The organism is Bifidobacterium sp. MSK.13.1, from assembly GCF_019131435.1.
Lineage (GTDB): Bacteria > Actinomycetota > Actinomycetes > Actinomycetales > Bifidobacteriaceae > Bifidobacterium > Bifidobacterium pseudocatenulatum.
The window spans coordinates 187,882-205,571 of sequence record NZ_JAHOMM010000003.1; the positions used below are offsets into that span (position 1 = coordinate 187,882).

A 17,690-nucleotide genomic window follows, 5' to 3' on the forward strand; every position below is an offset into this window, starting at 1 on the left:
GTTGTCGAAAGTATTATATGGCAAACCCTCGCTATAAGCAGATTCGAAATAGCATAATATACGCTTTTGGCGAATCCGATGGCGAGGATTTATGCACGTTCTGCCTTTTTGACTGATTACACAAAATCGTAACGAGGCTGCGATCTTATCTCAAACACGACGAAAAGCCTGTTCCAAATCTGCGATCAAATCGTCAGCATCTTCAAGACCGACGGAAAGTCGCACAAGATTGGCGGGCACTTCCAGCGTGGTACCGGCGACGGAAGCATGGGTCATGGCGCCCGGATGCTCAATCAGGGATTCCACGCCGCCCAACGACTCGGCCAGGGTGAACACTTCCGTGGCACCGGCGAACTTCTTTGCCGCTTCGAATCCGGCTGCGATCTGCACGGAGATCATGCCTCCGAATCCGCCATGCATCTGTCGTGCGGCAATCTCGTGGCCTGGATGGGATTCCAGTCCCGGGTACCATACGCGTTCCACTTCAGGGCGGGTTTCCAACCATTGCGCCACCTTCATGGCGTTACGACTGTGCTGCTTGACGCGCAGATCCAACGTTTTGAGGCCACGAATGTCAAGCCAGGAGTCGAACGGAGATGGCACAGCTCCGGCCGCGTTCTGCAGGAACGCCACTTCATCGCGGATTTCCCTGTCGTTGAGCACCACCGCTCCGCCGACCACGTCGGAATGGCCGCCGATGTATTTGGTGGTGGAATATACGACCACGTCGGCGCCATCCGACAACGGATGCTGCAATACCGGGGATGCGAAGGTGTTGTCCACCACCACTTTGGTGCCATGCGCGTGAGCGACCGCTGACGTGGCCGCGATATCAGTGATGTTGAGCAGCGGATTCGACGGGGTTTCCACCCAAATGTACCGGTACTGCTTCTGGCTGAGCGCCACGGAAACGGCCGCCGTGTCGGTGATGTCCACCACGTCAAGACCGACGCCCCACGGCACGAACACCTTGGAAAGCAAACGGTAGGTGCCACCATATACGTCATTGCCCAGCAGAATATTGTCGCCCGGCTTGAGGGTGGCACGCAACAGCACGTCGATGGCGGCCAGTCCGGAAGCGAAACTCAGCGCGTAGTTCGCGCCTTCGACCGCTGCAAGCTGTTCGTCGAAGGAATTGCGGGTCGGATTGATGGAACGGCTGTAATCATAACCGTTGCGCAGGCCGCCGACACCGTCCTGCTTGAACGTGGACGTCATATAAATAGGAGTGACCACGGCTCCGGTGGTCGGATCGGGCTCCTGACCTGCGTGAATGGCGCGGGTGGCGAGTGCAGTGGCGTTCAGGGCTTCGGTGTTGGTCGAGATGGTCATGATGGGAACTCCTTGAAAATATCGAATGGTTTGGGTTGAACGAATGATGGGCATGATCGTGAAACAGCTGATCGGTGGTCTACAGATACCGCTCCGCAAGACTTGGCTTGGACGTGCGTTCCACAACGTCGGCGAATCCGTTGGCACGCATCCAATCGTCGTTGAAGATCTTTTCCATATAGCTGCGACCGGAATCCGGCAGCAACACCACGACCAGCTGGTCTTCGTCCAAATCGTGCTCGCGTGCGTATTTAAGCGCTGCCGTAACGGCCATGCCGGACGAGCCTCCGATCAGCAGACCCTCTTCCGCAGCCAAACGGCGGGTCATTTCGAATGCTTCGGCATCGTTGACCTGCACGATTTCGTCGGGAAGTTCACGGTCGAACGCTTTCGGATAGAAATCCTCGCCCACGCCTTCGATGCTGTACTGATGCACGTCGTTCGGATTGGAATAGATGGATCCTTCCGGGTCGGCGCCGATCACTTGTACTGCGCCGTCGGAAGCTTCCTTCAGGTAGCGTCCGGTGCCGGAAATGGTGCCGCCAGTGCCGATGCCCGCCACGAAATGCGTGACCTGATGGTCGCTGGCTTCCCAGATTTCCGGACCGGTGGTGTGGTAGTGGCTTTCCGGTCCGTTCGGGTTGTCGTATTGGTTCGGGCGGTATCCGCCGGGAATCGCTTTGGCGAGGCGTTCCGCCACCTGGTAGTAGGAGCGCGGATCATCCGGACCAGCATCGGTAGGGGTTACCACCACTTCTGCACCGTATGCGCGGAGTACCGCACGCTTGGCTTCGGAAACCTTGTCTGGCAGGGTGAAGATGGTGCGGTATCCGCGCTGCTGGGCCACGAGGGCAAGTCCTACGCCGGTGTTGCCGGAGGTCGGTTCCACAATCACACCGCCCGGCTTGAGTTCGCCGCTGCGTTCGGCCGCGTCGATGATGCGTTCCGCAATGCGGTCTTTGGAGGAGCCGCCAGGATTGAAATATTCGACTTTGACTGCGATGGTGGCTTTGATGCCGTCGGTCACATGGTTGAGTTTGACGAGCGGAGTGTTGCCGATGAGCTCGGAAAGGGAGTTGTGGATGGTCATGTCGTTTCCTTGCGAAGAGTGATTTCCGTTGGCTTCCGATGAATGATTTCGTTGTTTTGATTTCGAGAAGCTCGCGTTTATCACTTGCAATGATTTGAAACGGGACATGTGATGGTGTTTTCGCTGCGGTTCATCCACATATGCCGCGTAATACCAACCGCGTAAGGCACTGGTTATGGGATGATTTCTGCGATACTCTGGCATGCAACGCAAGTTGCGTATGCCGAAAAAGAATGCCCTGTCTCAAGTTATGCTTCGATGAACCACGCGCCCCTCGGGCGGTTGGTCAGCGACAGCAACAACAAGAGAAATTGAACATGGCTCACACAATAGCACACGTAACGACATCGGCGTGTCTTACCTGTTCATATAGCGGCAAAAAAGCCTGCAATCATGCGGATTTCAACATGATCGCAGGCTTTTTGCGCAGTGTCACAAATCAGAGCGAAGCCGCGTCCAGCAATCGTTTGGTGTAATCGCTGGTCGGATGGTGCAACACGGTTTCCGTAAGTCCGCATTCCTCAACGCAACCGTCGTGCAACACCATAATGCGATCTGCGATATGCTGCACCACTCCCAAATCGTGTGACACCATGATCAGCGCCATATCAGGTTCGCCGCTACGAATCGCAGCGAACGATGCGAGAATCTGCGTTCGTGCGGCCACGTCGACGGCGCTCATCGGCTCGTCGGCAAGCAATACTTTCGGATGATCCGCAATGGCACGTGCGATGGCCACGCGTTGCGCCTGACCGCCAGAGAGGTCCACGGGGAACCGATTTTCATATGCGGCAGGGTCGAGACTCACCATGCGGAAGGCTTCCGACACGCGTTCCGCAATCCGTTCCTGCGACCAATCAGGGTGATGCAACCGCAATGGTTCGGCAACGGATCTGCCGACCCTCCAACGCGGATCCAACGAGCCGAATGGGCTTTGGAACACCAATCCGCAGCTACGCCGCAGTTCGCCGGCGACTTCGCCTTGCACAGGCTTGCCGAAATACGTAATCTCGCCCGTTTCAGCGTGTTCGAGCCCCAGCAATACTCGTGTAAGGGTGGTTTTGCCGGATCCGGATCCGCCGATCACCGCAAGGCACTCCCCCGAACGTACGTCGATATCAACATCGTGCAGCACCTGACGACGCTGTTGTTTCGCACCGTAGTATTTGCTGATGCCGCGACCTTGCAGCATTGTGGTTTTTTCGTTTTCGCCCGTCACAACCGTTCTCCTTATTTGGTTTCGGCATCGATCCGCAACGACAGCGCACGTGCCGAAGTCACCAATTGCGAAGCGACTTTAGTGTGCGGCGACTGCAGGATATCGGCGGTTTGTCCTGATTCGGCAACACGTCCATCAGCAAGTACATAACAGCGTGTGGTTGCATGATTGAGTACCGCGAAATCGTGGGTGATGAAGAGCATGGATGCGCCGGAATCGTCCACCAACGATGCCAGCAGATCGACGATCTGCCGTTGCGTGATCGAATCCAGCGCGGTGGTTGGCTCGTCGGCGATAATCAGGCGCGGCGACGTGACCAATGCGGCCGCGATGCCGACGCGCTGCTGTTGTCCGCCGGAAAGTTCATGCGGATATTTGTTCAGCACATCTTCCGGCAGCCTGACTTTGGCGAACATTGCTTTGACACGGTCCAACCGTTCGTCACGGGTCAGATCGTAATGCAAACGCAGTGGCAGCGCGACCTGCTGCGCCACGGTCATCACCGGATTCAATGCGGCGGAAGGATTCTGGAACACCATGCCCACATAACGGCCACGCAGATCGGCGATCGCTTGATCCGACGCTCCGACGATTTCAGTACCACCCATGTCAATACTGCCGGAAACCTGTGCGGAAAGCGGCAGCAAGCCCATGATAGATTTGGCGATCATGGATTTGCCGGAACCGGACGAACCGATCAAACCCACACGTTCACCGTCGGCGATGTCCATATCGACATCATGCACAATCGGCATTCCATTGATGACGATATTGAGATTACGGATGCTGACGCTCATGCGCGTTCCTCCGATTCAACATGGGTGGCTTCACCTTGCCGCAATGCCGGATTCGTCAGCGGATCGATGGCGTCACGCAACGCATCGCCAAACAGATTCAGCGCTATCACCATCAAGGTGACCACCAATCCCGGCCACACCACAGCCATCGGATAAATGCTGATGAATTTCACGGACGTGGCAAGCGAATGCCCCCAACTGGGCACTCCCGCACCGACGCCAACACCCAGATACGTCAATCCAGCCTCCGCCAAGAGCGACGTGCCCGCACTCATCGACAGCTGAACGCATAACACCGGAACCGTATTCGGCACAATATGCGTGAAAAACACGCGTAACGAACTCACACCCGACCACAAAGCCGATTCCACATAGTCAGAACGTGCGGCGAGCATGGCCGCGGGGCGTAGAATACGCGCCAAATTCAGCCCGTATGCAAGTCCGCATGCGGCGATGATCACCGCTGCCGACGCGCCGAACGGCACGGAAAGCATCAAGGCGATCAGCACTGTTGGAATGGAAATCAACGCATCCACCACAACCACCGACGTGGAAGCCAATGCGCCATGGCGAGACACCATGGCCGCCACCAGCAGCAGGCCGATGGCCGCGGCAACCACCACGGTAAGCAGTGCGATCGCAAGATTCGTACGGGAACCGGCCATCAGCCAGCTCAACACATCAGCGCCAACACCATCAGTACCCAACATGTGAGCGCCGGACGGCGAAGCCCACGTGTTGAATCCGTCAGTATCAAGCAGCGAATATGGCGTCCACACCAGCGAAATAGCCGACACAACCAGCCATATCGCAAGCATGATCAGCGAATACTTGCCACCAGCGGTACGCCATATGGAGGGAATCACGGTTTTCACAGCGTTTTTCGAAGTAGTTTTCTCAGCAGACTGTTTCATCATGCAAGCACCTCCCCCGACACTAATCCGGCATCTTTCAGACGCGGATCAAGCGCACGATGCACCACATCAACCACTAATCCAAGCAAGAGGAAGAACGTAGCCAACAGGAACAATTCGCTCTGCACTGCAATCAGATCTCGATTGCCAACATCGGTGACCAGCATGGTGCCAAGCCCCGGAAGCGCGAACAGATTCTCAACCACCATTACACCGGTGACCATCTGGGCGAACGTCAAACCGATCACCGACACCAATTGCGGTGTGGCAAGACGCAAAGCGACGCGCAATACCGCCTGTTTGCGGGTCATGCCGCATGCCATGGCCATGTCGACCGCCTGAGACGAGGCCTTGTCCCCCACGGCGGCACGCGTGTAACGCATAATGGACGCGCCTGCGGTAACGCCGGTGGCGAGCGCCGGAAGTATCAAAGAAGCCAACGCCTGCAAGGGCGCGCCCCAGCCATTATCGGGAAAACCTTGAGCAGGCAGCAATCCCAACAGTCCTGAACCGCGTGAGAACAGCAGAATCAACAGCAACCCGCCCCATAATGCGGGAATGGCGCCGGCAACAATCGCAATACCGTGACAAAGCCCACGCAAGCGGGCATTACGGGTCAGCACAGCAGCGCAACCAAGCGGCAGGCCGATCGCCAATGCGATCAGCAAACTCATGATGATCAGTGGAAACGTTACCGAAGCACGAGACGCAACCTGTGCCGACACCGCTTTGCCTCCGATGGTGGACACACCAAGATCGCCATGCAGCAATCCCAGCATCCAATCGCCGTATTGCGCCACGTACGATTTGTCCAAGCCAAGTTCGGTACGAAGCGACGCGATACGTTCAGGGGCTGCGTTCGTTCCTGCGATCACCGCAGCCACATCGCCCGGCAGCATGCGCAACAGCACGAACACCAGAAGCGACAGACCGAACAGGGCCACGACGAACAGTCCCAGCCGTTTGACTACAAATCTCATAGTTGAACCACCATTGGTCTATCGCTCGATCCGTGCGTTTGCAGCGATACGCACCTATTCACCGTCATTACCCTACCCAACAATATCGCGCCAACGTGTGGCGGTGCCGCAACGATGCCGCTGCAAACACCGCCACACATCAGTTTTCATCACTTGTTTTCCGCCGATTTTCCATCGTTTTTCGTCGATTCACCGCGCCTTGGTGATCTGCCACAATGGCAGCACCGTCTGGCTCAGCTTGCTGGGGAATCCCTGCACGTTCTTGTGGTATGCCACCGTCACACGATAGCCGAACAGCCAGTCGGCGGGGGCATCCTCGCTTACTGCTTTCGCAGCCTGCTTCAGGTAGTTTGCACTGGATTCCTCATCGGTGGCGGCGAGCGCCTTGGCATACAGTTCTTGGGCTTGCTTGCCGTCGTAGTGGAAGTAGTAGTCGGGCGTGGTCCACTTGTAGAAGTCGTGGCTTTCGGCGTGGTCCACCAACGAAAGTTCATAGTCGCCGTTGGCGTGCACGTCTTGCAGCCATGTGGAGAATTCCACGTAGTTGATGCTGAGATCAATGCCGATTTTGGCGAGCTGGCTACGCAGTTGGTCGCCGAGTTCCGTGCCGTACGTGTTGGCGTAGGTGAGGGTGAGTTTCAGCGGATTATCGGTGGAATAGCCGGCTTCAGCCATGAGTTCCTTGGCTTTGTTCACATCGTACGGGTACAGGTCGGTCAAGTCCTCATAGCCCGGGTCCACGGATGGGATCGGCCCGCCGAGCGCATAGTCGACGTTACCGCGCGAAGCGATGATTTCCTCATGGTTGATGCCGTAACGGATTGCCTGACGCACGCGCTTGTCGGCAAGCTTGCTGTTCGCGCAGTTGAAGGCGAGCACGTATTTGTCGCTGCCGTCCGCCGCGGACACCTGATACGTGTTGGTGTCAAGCGATTTGGCGAGCGTGGCGTTCACCGGGGAAAGCACGTCGACTTCGCCGCTTTTCAGCGCGTTGACGGCTGCGTTATCGTCGGTGAGGAATTTGATGATCACGTTTTCGGTTGCGGCCTTGTGTGCGCTTCCCCAATACTTCGGGTTGGCTTTGAGCGCCATTTTGCTGGCGGAATCGAAGGATTCCACCGTGTACGGGCCCGATCCGACGGCTTCGGTTTTCGCGTTGTATTCGGCGTCCTTATCGAACACCAGGCCGGGGCGTCCGGTCAGGTACCACAGCAGGTTGGAATCGGGGGTGCTGAGCGTGAGCTTCACGGTGTCGCTATCGACCGCTTCGGCTTTTTCGAGGCTTTCGACCTGATTGGCGTTGTAATACTGCTGTTCTTTGAGCTGGTTAATGGACCAGGCCACATCTTCGGCGTCCAACGTGTCTCCGTTGGAGAAGTTCATGTTCTCGTTGAGATGGAACGTATACGTTGTGCCGTCGTTGGAAATATCCCAGCTTTTCGCCAGTCCCGGCTGCACTTTGTTGTCGGAATCGCGCGACAGCAGCCCTTCGTACACATTGCCGATCAGCACCTGTTCGATCGCCGATCCGGACTGGTGGCGAATGTCGAGGCTTACGGGGGCAAGTTTCAGTCCAATGGTCACGGTGTTGGAGGCGCCATTTTCCGCGGTATCGCTGGATGCGTTGTTGTTGCGGAACACGACGACGCCCACAATGATGGCGACCACTGCGATCACTGCAATGATGGCGATGATCCACTTGTTGGGCCCCTTGGATTTCGGCGATTTGGCACGAGCGTTCAAAGTTGCGTCGGTGCTTGCCGAGGTTGCGGGCTGATTGTTGTGTTGTTCGTTCTTCTGTTCGGTTGCGTCGGCTTCGCCGTACGCACCTGAAGATTGCGACATGATTGCTCCTGTTTGATTATGTGTTTGTTCTGGTTGACCGCCTGTACGGGTCGATCACCAAAGTCTGATTCTACAATCCGCCATGCCCGCAGGATTCATCTGACGGCAATGCCGCAATGCCGCATGCTTCAGCCGGTTCGATATATACTTGACGCAGTTTTCGTAAGTCTTGCCAACGTCAAGGGAAGGACAATATCGGCTATGGCGCATATTCTTCTCGGCGTGACCGGCAGCATCGCCGCATTCAAGGCCTGCCATCTCGCCTCCGACTGGAGCAAGCAGGGACATGAGGTTCGCGTGGCCATGACCGCGGCCGCGCAGGAGTTCGTCACCCCGTTGACGTTCAGCTCGCTCACGCATACGCAGACGCGCACGTCCATGTTCGCAGCACAGCGCAATGACGGCGATGTTGCGCATACGCCATCCGATCCGCTGCATATCAATCACGTGGATGATGCGAAATGGGCGGACATGCTCGTCATCGCTCCTGCGAGCGCCGATATCATTGCGAAAATCGCATGCGGCATTGCCGACGACCAGCTGACAAGTACCGTGCTTGCCTATAGCGAGGGACCGAAAATCCTATGCCCTGCCATGAACGTGCACATGTATGAGAATGCCGTGACGCAACGCAATCTCAATGCCTGCCGTGAACTTGGATGGACCATTGTGGAGCCGGGATCCGGTATGCTTGCCTGCCAGGATGTTGGCAAGGGGCGCATGGAGGAGCCTGCTGCGATCGAAGCTGCCGTAGCTGATCTGCTGCGTGCGAACCAGCCCGCAGAAACGTTGCCATTGCACGGATTGCATGTGCTCGTCACCGCCGGCCCCACACAGGAGCCACTTGATCCCGTGCGCTACCTCACCAATCATTCCACTGGAAAAATGGGCTATGCGATCGCCGAGCAGGCACGCGATATGGGCGCGGATGTGACGCTGGTATCCGGCCCTGTCACATTGAGCGCTCCCTGCGGCATTGATACGGTTCACGTCACCACCGCGCAGCAAATGTTCAACGCGGTGCAAGAGCATTTCACGCAGGCCGATTTGACGATTATGGCCGCTGCCGTCGGCGATTTCCGCCCGATTGAGCAGTCTTCGGAGAAAATCAAGAAGAACGGGCGCGTCAATATCGATCTGCGGCTCACTTCGAATCCCGATATTCTCGCATGGGCAGGCGCGCATAAAACCGCCGGTCAAACCTTGTGCGGTTTCGCCATGGAAACGCAGGATCTTGAATCGAACGCAGCGAAAAAACTCACATCCAAGCATTGTTCCATGCTGGTGGCCAACAATCTCAACACTCCCGGCGCCGGATTCGCGGTGGATACGAATGTGGTGACCGTGCTGAAACCCGGCGAAACCACCGACGAACCGATCATCGAGCATTGGAACAAGATGAGCAAGCAGGAATTGGCGGAACGCATCCTCACCGAATTGGCAGCGTTGCGCAATACCGAATCCGCTGAATCGCAAGCATCGTAACCATCAACCAACATCACAGGAAATAGCGTCAATACAGCAATCGTAAGGAGAATTCGACATGCTTCTGGTCGCAGTCGACATCGGCAACACCAATGTGGTGATCGGCTTTCTCGATGACGGGCATATCGCCGGCACGTATCGCATCACCACGAAGGCGAACCACACGTCGGATGAATATGGCCTGATGATCACGCAATTCCTGCGGCTGAGCGGCTATGCGCCGGGCGATGTGGACGATGTGATCATCACGTCGGTGGTGCCGAAGGTCATGCATTCGTTCCGTGCCAGCATTGTGAAATTCCTCAATATCGATCCGATGATTGTTGGACCGGGAGTCAAAACCGGCATCAATATTCGCATGGACAATCCGCAGAATATGGGCGCGGACTGCATTGCCGACTGTGCGGGAGCCTACTACGAGTATGGCGGGCCGATTCTGGTGGCGGATTTCGGCACGGCCACCACATTCAACTATGTGACCGCCGATGCGTCGGTGATTTGCGGGCTCATCACCACCGGCATTCGCACAGGCGCGGCCGCCTTGTGGGATGCCACGGCCCAGTTGCCGGAAGTGGAAATCACCCGTCCCGCATCGATTCTGGCGAAAAGCACCAAGCCAGCCATGCAAGCCGGCCTGTATTACAACTTCCTTGGCGGCATCGAACGTACGATCGCGCAATTCCATCGTGAAATCGACGAAGAATTCCGCGTGGTCGCGACGGGCGGATTAAGCCGCGTGTTCGCCGACGATACCGACATGATCGACATTTATGACCCTGATCTGATTTTCAAAGGCATGCTGCATATTTACGAACGCAATATTCGACAATAACTTTTCGTCAACATACAATCTCAATATATAAAAATAATGGCTGTCTTGAATTCAAAAGAAAAACAAGACAGCCATCATTATTTTTACAACTATAGCAAATAATTAACTATTTACTGAATAGTGAAGCCCTGATTGGCTCCGTATTCCTTCAAATCCTTCTGCCACAGCGCAATACCGCTTTTCAATTTGAGACGATCAGCGGAATCAGTTTCCTTCAACGCGTCGCCGATGGCGGATTTGTCGGACACTTTGCCACCGGCCGCGATGATATTCAGCCTGTCCTGCTCTTTGCGCAACCGGCTCGACCATTTGTAGGCCTTGCCTACGGTAGTGCGGAAGTCGCTTCGCGCATACACTTCAAACGGCAGATACTGGTAACCGGTCGACACGTTTTCCGCGGCTTGGGAAAGCACGCGATTGTATTCCTGACCGCCGAAATACGGGATTTCAATGCCACGTTCGTCGGTCACGGTGGTTTTGCGCAGGAATTCCCGATCAGACAACGTGATGTTATCGGCGGGGAACGCACCGCCGTCCACACGGGCTTTGATGCCTTCCGCGTTATGGCATGCGTATTCGATGAAACGATATGACGCTTCGGGCTTGCGCGAACGCTGCAACACAGCCAGCGCCGAACCGCCGTTTTCCGACGTGGTATAACTGCCATCCGGCGTGGGCATCTGTGCCACACGCCACAAACCCGCGGTTCCGGGAAGGTTCGACATGAGCAGCGACGGCAGCCAAGCACCGGAGAACATGGAGGCGATCTTCCCCTCCCCCACGGCTTCCTTCCACCCATCGGACCATGTGGTCAGATTGGTGGCGACCAAACCTTCGTCGATCATTTTCTGCCAGAATTCGGTGAAGGTTCTCGTACCCTCATCGTCGGTGAGGTTGATCGTCACGTTTTTGCCGTCGTTGGAGGTGGAGAACGGACGGCCTCCGGCAAGCCAGATCATCGTGTCGTAGAAGCTGGCGTCACCCGAATCGGCTGCGATGTACACGCCGATGCTTTTCAGCTTTTTGGCCGCCTCGTAATAGTCGTCCCACGTGCGAATCTTGGAGGCATCGATGCCTACCTGCTCGAACACGCTGTCGTTGTAGAAGAACGCCATTGGACCGGAATCCATGGGAAGGCCGTACACGCGGCCGTTCAGCTGCACCGAAGCCCACGTACCGGGCGTGTAGAAATCGCCGTAGCCTTCCGTACGCCCGGTGATCGCCACCAGCTGGCCGCTTACCGCGTACTGGCGCAACGCATAGTATTCCAATTGCACCACGTCGGGAATGCCGTAACCGTCTTGAATGGCGTTGTTGAGATTGTCGTAACCGCTTGTGTTCTTCCAAATAACGTGGATGTCGGGGTTTTCCTTTTCGAAGCTGGCAATGACCTGTTTCATGCTCGGTTCCCACGACCACACGGTGATTTCGGTGCGGGAATCGACGTTGGCTCCGCAAGCGGCCGCACTGACTGCCATAATGGCCGCACAGCAGATGGCGATGAGTCGTTTCACCAGTTTCAAGCCGATTCCTTCCGTTTGATGTTCCCACACGAAAACGTACGTACAGACATACGCATTCGAGTGTACGTCAGTCACCCGAAAGCCAGCGTACAATCCTCCAATCTCTTCGATTCAGCCACGCAATCCACTGATAGCTCAAAAAAGCGTCCGCCGATTGACAATCCCTCAATCCACAGACGCTCATATTTACCGATTCCACTATGGAATCATGCAGCTACTTCACGGTGTAGCCCTGCTGAGATGCATAATCCTTGATATTCTTTTCCCAAGCCTGAACACCTTCAGCAAGGGTGACGGACTTGTCGGTATATGCACCACCGGCATCATCGCTATATACGCCACGCGCATAAACCTCGAACGGCAGGAACTTGTAGCCAGTCGAAACATTGGCCGCAGCCTTGGCGAGCTCCTCATTGAACTTCTGACCACCGAAGTATTCGTGCGCATTGCCATCGGAATCAGTCAGAGAGGTCATGTTCAGGAAGTCATCAGAAGCGAGAGTGTCGTTATCGGCAGGGAATGCGCCGCCAGCGACGCGAGTCTTGATGCCTTCGGCATTGTGGCACGCATATTCAGCGAACTTGTATGCAGCTTCGGCCTTGGCCTTGTCATCCGTCTTGACCATCGCCAGCGAAGAACCACCGTTCTCGGAATTGGTTTCAGATCCATCCGGAGTCGGCATCTGAGCAACACGCCACTTCCCCTCACCGTCAGGAGCACCGGAAAGCAAGTTGTACGGCATCCAAGCACCGGTCAGCAGCGAAGCGATAGAGCCGTCATTCAAACTCTTGTTCCAATCATCACTCCAGCCTGCGGTCTTGGTATCGATAAGATCATCATCAATCATCTTCTGCCAGAAATCAACAAAAGTCTTGACCTTGGAATCATTGCTGAGGTTGATGGTGACGGACTGTCCATCGGAACCAGTGGAGAACGGCGTCGCGCCCGCCAGCCATGTCATGGAATCGAAGAAGCCAGCATCACCAGAATCGGACGTAATGTAGGACCCTGTTGCGCGAACCTTCTTGGCAGCATCGTAGAACTCATCCCACGTCCTCACCCGAGTCGGATCGACCCCGGCCTTATCAAACACATCCTTGTTATAGAACCATGCCATCGGTCCGGAATCCATCGGCAGTGCATACACACCGCCATTAAGTTTCACAGAAGCCCACGTGCCCGGCGTATAGAAATCCGAGAACTTGTCCGCACCAAACTGACTCAGGTCTTCAATCTCTCCACGAACCTGATATTCGGGAAGTGCATAATACTCAATCTGCACCAAATCTGGCGCACCTTTACCTGCAGAAAGCGCATTGTTCAAAGCCGTGTATTCGGTCTTGTTCGTGCCGGCATTGGTCACCTTAACAGTGATGTCCGGATTGGCCTTTTCAAAATCCTTCACGGTACGCGGCAAAGTGGAATCCCAAGACCATACCGTAATTTCAGTCTTACCACCCTCTGTCACCCCCGAAGAACTCGAATTCGAGGAACTCCCGCAGGCTGCGACACTAGTCAGCATCGCAGCAGCAGCAACCAGAGCGATTGTTTTCTTGGATGCAGTGAACTTCATCGTTCTTCCTTCCTTTAAATATGGCCGACCTCCTACATCGACCAACATTATCGGCTATGAATCATTCATTGACCCTTCCGACAGTCATGAGGATAACACAAAAGTTATGTTTACGCAAACAAATAGGCAAATCGTTGATTTTACAGTATTTCTTTAGTTACCTAGCATATTTTGTTTAGCTACGCAAACACGATATGATTGCATACTAGACGTATGCATATCCGTCGAAGCTCGCGCAACGCAGACATTTCATCAGACCACTCATCGAAAGGAACGGCATGACTTCCGGAACCAGCACAATCACAGTGCAAAAAAACAGCGCAATTGCCGATATACCACCCCGCATTTTCGGATCATTTGTAGAACATCTTGGACGTTGTGTCTACGGAGGCATTTATGAGCCAAGTCACCCCACAGCCGACGAAAACGGATTCCGCCAAGACGTCATCAATCTAGTCAAAGAACTTGGTGTGACCTGCGTGCGTTACCCCGGCGGCAATTTCGTCTCTGCCTACAATTGGGAGGATGGCACAGGGCCACGGGGGCAACGCCCAATACGACGAGATCTCGCATGGCACAGCACCGAAACCAATGAAGTCGGTATCGACGATTTCTACCGATGGAGCAAGAAGACCGGTACCGAAATCATGCTTGCCGTCAATATGGGCACCCGAGGATTGAAGGCCGCACTGGAAGAGTTGGAATACGTCAACGGAGCGCCCGGCACCGAGCTTGCCGATCGCCGCGTACGTAACGGAATCACCGAACCAATGGACATCAAAATGTGGTGCATCGGCAATGAAATGGATGGCCCTTGGCAGGTGGGACATATGAGCCCTGACGAGTATGCCGCAGCCGTGGACCGAGTCGCACACGCCATGAAACTCGCGGAATCAGGCTTGGAACTCGTGGCCTGCGGCTCCTCCAGCGCCCATATGTCAACGTTTGGATCCTGGGAACGCAGCGTGCTTACCAAAGCGTACGACAATCTCGATTTCGTCTCCTGCCATGCCTACTACTACGAACGTGGGGCAAAATCGTTGCAAGATTATCTGGCAAGTTCACAAGACATGCAAACGTTCATCTCCACCGTGGCGGCATGTGCAGACGAAGCCAAAAATGCCCACACAGGCGATCATGATATAGCACTGTCATTTGATGAGTGGGGCGTCTGGTATTCCGACGTCTGGAATCAGCAGGAAGCTGAATGGAAAGCCCAATCAGGCAAGGATCTTCATCATGAGTCATGGCCGAAAGCACCGCGTCTGCTCGAAGATATCTACAATGCAGCCGATGCAGTGGTAGAAGGGTCGCTGATGATCACTCTGCTTAAGCACTGCGACCGAGTGCGTTCTGCCTCGCGCGCGCAGTTGGTCAATGTGATTGCGCCAATCATGGCCGAAAAGAACGGTCCCGCATGGCGTCAAACTGTCTTCTATCCGTTTGCCGAAGCCGCACAACACGCCCATGGCATTGCCTACAGTCCAGTCATCGACTCTCCCAACGTAGAGACTGAATCTTTCGGCTTGGTCAATGCCCTTGATTCAGTAATCACTTGGGACGAAACGAATCATTCCGGTCTTCTGCTTATGGTGAATCGCGACGCATCCGACGCACATAAGGTTACGGCTTCTCTGTCTCAACTGCCGTATTTCGACATATCCGACTTCCATATAGACAAGGCCATTATTCTGCATGACGACAATCCATATCAGCGTAATTCCGCAGACGACCCAACCGCAGTGACACCCCAAGAGCTTCATGCAACAATCGACAATGGATCAGTTCACTGCACTTTGCCAGCAATCAGTTGGGCTGCAGTGGAATTCCACGCCTAGTTTTTATTCGAATAGTATAAATTAAATGGGTGTCGGCAGATTGACAATCATCAGCCTGCCGACACCCATAATGTTGCGATTATTTGCTTGCTGTCCGCTTACTGCTTAGTGACGATCACGCCGTTCGGTTTAATCGAGGCCGTTTCGCCGTCCACGTCCGCGAACGAGGAGACCACGACTTCGCCCTCCACCGGAACCCGGACCGTCTCATGCGTGCGGTTGAACGAGAACACGAACCTCGAACCGTCCGCGCCCTCACGTTCGACGTGCAGCACTCGGCCGTCGTTTCCGCCCGCTTCGGCCATGCCGAGCGAATCAAGAATTTCCGGCAGGCTCAACGCGATGCCGTCCCGCCCGAGGCGCGCGCCCACGTACACGCTGCGACCTTCGCCGAACGTGTGCGCGACGATCGCCGGAGCGCCGTCCATGCCGGTCCACGGATCGTCCTTGAACGTTTCCAGCACGGTGGCCGTCCCGTCGACCGAGCCGATCACGTCGGCGATATCGTGCGCGACCGCGCCGTTCGACAACTCGAGGCGATCCGGCACGCCCGTGAAATCGTCGCCCATGGGCATGAATTCCTCCACGCGCACGCCGATCACGTCACGGATCGAGCCCGGATACCCGCCGAGCCACACGTGGTCCTTCTCGTCCGAGATGCCCGTGTAGTAGGTCACGACCAGTCGACCGCCGCCCACGACGTAATCGCGCACCCTGCGGGTCGTTTCCTCGGAAAGCAGGTATACGCTCGGCAATACGACCATCTCATAGTCATCCCAGGCGCCGCGCACCGGCACCACGTCGGCGGTCACACCCTGATCGGCCAAAGCGCGGAACCACGCCAATGGCTCGTCCACGTGATGCACGTGCTGGGTCGGCGTGGCGGTGTGTTCGGTGGCCCATTCGGACTCGTAGTCGAATACCACGGCCACACGGGACTTCGCGAGCCTCGATCCCAGAATGCCCTCGTCGGACAGTTTGTTCAGATCGGCGCCCAGCTCGCACACGTCGCGGAACACGGCGGAATCCTCGCCCGCGTGGGGCACCATCGCGGAATGGAACTTCTCCGCGCCTGCCTTGGACTGCCTCCACTGGAAGTAGCACACCGCGTCCGCACCCATGGCCACATGAGCCAAAGAGTCGCGCACCAGCTGGCCGGGCTCCTTGCGGTAGTTGATCTCACGCCAGTTGACCGCGCTGGTGGAATGCTCCATCAGGAACCACGGATCCTTGCGTGCGATGCCGTCGACCAGGCTCGCGGAGAACGCGAGCTCGTCCAAGTGGGCCTCGCCCGGAATGAAGTAATGGTCGTTCGACACGAAATCGACCTCGTCGCCCCAATCGTCGTAGTCCAACACCGAACCGGACGCGGACACCATGAAGTTCGTGGTCAGGGGCAGATCCGGCGTGATCTCGGCAAGCGTGTCGCGCTCGGCGATGTAGAACGCCTTCAACGCGTCCGAGCTGAACCGCTTGAAGTCGAGCAGCTTGCCCGGGTTCATGAAGTTGCCGTCGCCGATGAAGCGCGGAGGCACGATCTCACTGAAGTCGTTCATGCGCTGTGCCCAGAACGCCGTGCCCCACGCGTCGTTCACCGCGTCGATGGTGCCGTAGCGTTCCTCGCACCACTGCTGGAACGCATGTTCGGCGTCCTCGGAATAGTCGAAACGGTTGTGGCAGCCGTACTCGTTGCTCACATGCCATGCGACCACATACGGGTTGCCCTTGTAATGCTCGGCCATCGCACGGCACAGCTTCAGCGCGTACTCGCGGAACACCGGACTGGTCGGCCTCCAATGCTGGCGGGCGCCCGGCTGGCACACGTCGCCGCGGTAGTCCTTCCACAGCACCTCGGGATGCGCCTGGGTGAGCCACATCGGCGGCGACGCGGTGGCGGACGCCAAGTCCACTGCGATACCGGCCTCGCCCAGCTTGTCGATGATGCGGTCGAGCCAGTCGAAATCGTACACGCCCTCGCTCGTCTCGATCTTCGCCCACGAGAAGATGCCCACGGACACGAGGTTCACGCCAGCCTTCTTCATCAGACGAACGTCATCGTCCCACACTTCCTCGGGCCACTGGTCCGGGTTGTAGTCACCTCCGTACCAGATGCGTTCCTGCTGTCCAGCCAACGGCTGCGGCCAACGATAGGCTCTACGTTGAGTCATATCCACTCCTTTGTTTTTTTGTCAACTATCCTAACAAATTCATTCCTTGACGGCGCCTGCGGCAAGGCCGGACTGCCAGTACTTCTGCAGGCAC

The 17,690-nt window shown here is 56.2% G+C and carries 13 protein-coding genes; 3 read left to right on the top strand and 10 right to left on the bottom strand.

Going from position 1 to position 17,690, the window contains the following annotated elements; all coding sequences use genetic code 11:
* Positions 1-150 precede the first annotated feature (150 nt).
* The 7 genes from KSY55_RS05570 to KSY55_RS05600 all read right to left on the bottom strand — a co-directional run bounded on the left by KSY55_RS05570 (position 151) and on the right by KSY55_RS05600 (position 8,177).
* Positions 151-1,332, bottom strand: a complete 1,182-nt coding sequence (locus tag KSY55_RS05570; RefSeq protein WP_141672232.1) for a cystathionine gamma-synthase — start codon at positions 1,330-1,332, stop codon at positions 151-153.
* Positions 1,333-1,411: 79 nt separating this feature from the next.
* Positions 1,412-2,422 carry a cystathionine beta-synthase gene (locus KSY55_RS05575; protein WP_117656450.1) on the bottom strand — a complete coding sequence of 337 codons (1,011 nt, stop codon included), beginning with the start codon at positions 2,420-2,422 and terminating at the stop codon, positions 1,412-1,414.
* Positions 2,423-2,861: 439 nt separating this feature from the next.
* Positions 2,862-3,614 carry an ABC transporter ATP-binding protein gene (locus KSY55_RS05580; protein ID WP_065438838.1) on the bottom strand — a complete coding sequence of 251 codons (753 nt, stop codon included), beginning with the start codon at positions 3,612-3,614 and terminating at the stop codon, positions 2,862-2,864.
* Positions 3,615-3,652: 38 nt separating this feature from the next.
* The gene (locus tag KSY55_RS05585; RefSeq protein ID WP_065435068.1) at positions 3,653-4,438 is read right to left on the bottom strand and encodes an ABC transporter ATP-binding protein; all 786 of its coding nucleotides are present in this window, start codon (positions 4,436-4,438) and stop codon (positions 3,653-3,655) included.
* Positions 4,435-5,355 (bottom strand): ABC transporter permease, encoded by a 921-nt coding sequence (locus KSY55_RS05590; RefSeq protein ID WP_217749596.1) that lies wholly within the window; start codon positions 5,353-5,355, stop codon positions 4,435-4,437. Before KSY55_RS05590 ends, KSY55_RS05585 begins: the two co-directional genes overlap by 4 nt.
* Positions 5,352-6,332 (bottom strand): ABC transporter permease, encoded by a 981-nt coding sequence (locus KSY55_RS05595; RefSeq protein WP_065438836.1) that lies wholly within the window; start codon positions 6,330-6,332, stop codon positions 5,352-5,354. Before KSY55_RS05595 ends, KSY55_RS05590 begins: the two co-directional genes overlap by 4 nt.
* A 189-nt stretch (positions 6,333-6,521) precedes the next feature.
* Entirely contained in the window at positions 6,522-8,177 is a 1,656-nt protein-coding gene (locus KSY55_RS05600; RefSeq protein WP_118293023.1) for an ABC transporter substrate-binding protein, read from the bottom strand.
* A 201-nt stretch (positions 8,178-8,378) separates the two neighbouring features.
* On the opposite strand from KSY55_RS05600, the gene coaBC reads away from it, so the two are divergent.
* Together coaBC and KSY55_RS05610 are read left to right on the top strand one after the other, a co-directional pair.
* On the top strand, positions 8,379-9,662 hold the full coding sequence (gene coaBC, locus KSY55_RS05605) for a bifunctional phosphopantothenoylcysteine decarboxylase/phosphopantothenate--cysteine ligase CoaBC (RefSeq protein ID WP_217749597.1): 1,284 nt from the start codon (positions 8,379-8,381) through the stop codon (positions 9,660-9,662).
* Between the two features lie 58 nt (positions 9,663-9,720).
* Positions 9,721-10,494, top strand: a complete 774-nt coding sequence (locus tag KSY55_RS05610) for a type III pantothenate kinase (RefSeq protein ID WP_217749598.1) — start codon at positions 9,721-9,723, stop codon at positions 10,492-10,494.
* 110 nt (positions 10,495-10,604) lie between these two features.
* On the opposite strand, the gene KSY55_RS05615 is transcribed toward KSY55_RS05610, so the two are convergent.
* On the bottom strand, positions 10,605-11,972 hold the full coding sequence (locus KSY55_RS05615) for a sugar ABC transporter substrate-binding protein (protein ID WP_171025391.1): 1,368 nt from the start codon (positions 11,970-11,972) through the stop codon (positions 10,605-10,607).
* Positions 11,973-12,231: 259 nt separating this feature from the next.
* On the bottom strand, positions 12,232-13,590 hold the full coding sequence (locus KSY55_RS05620) for an ABC transporter substrate-binding protein (RefSeq protein ID WP_065435065.1): 1,359 nt from the start codon (positions 13,588-13,590) through the stop codon (positions 12,232-12,234).
* Between the two features lie 278 nt (positions 13,591-13,868).
* Between KSY55_RS05620 and KSY55_RS05625 the strand changes: the two genes are divergently transcribed.
* Positions 13,869-15,428 (top strand): alpha-N-arabinofuranosidase, encoded by a 1,560-nt coding sequence (locus tag KSY55_RS05625; RefSeq protein WP_004219675.1) that lies wholly within the window; start codon positions 13,869-13,871, stop codon positions 15,426-15,428.
* 98 nt (positions 15,429-15,526) lie between these two features.
* On the opposite strand, the gene KSY55_RS05630 is transcribed toward KSY55_RS05625, so the two are convergent.
* The gene (locus KSY55_RS05630) at positions 15,527-17,596 is read right to left on the bottom strand and encodes a beta-galactosidase (RefSeq protein ID WP_217749599.1); all 2,070 of its coding nucleotides are present in this window, start codon (positions 17,594-17,596) and stop codon (positions 15,527-15,529) included.
* Between the last annotated feature and the right edge of the window lie 94 nt (positions 17,597-17,690).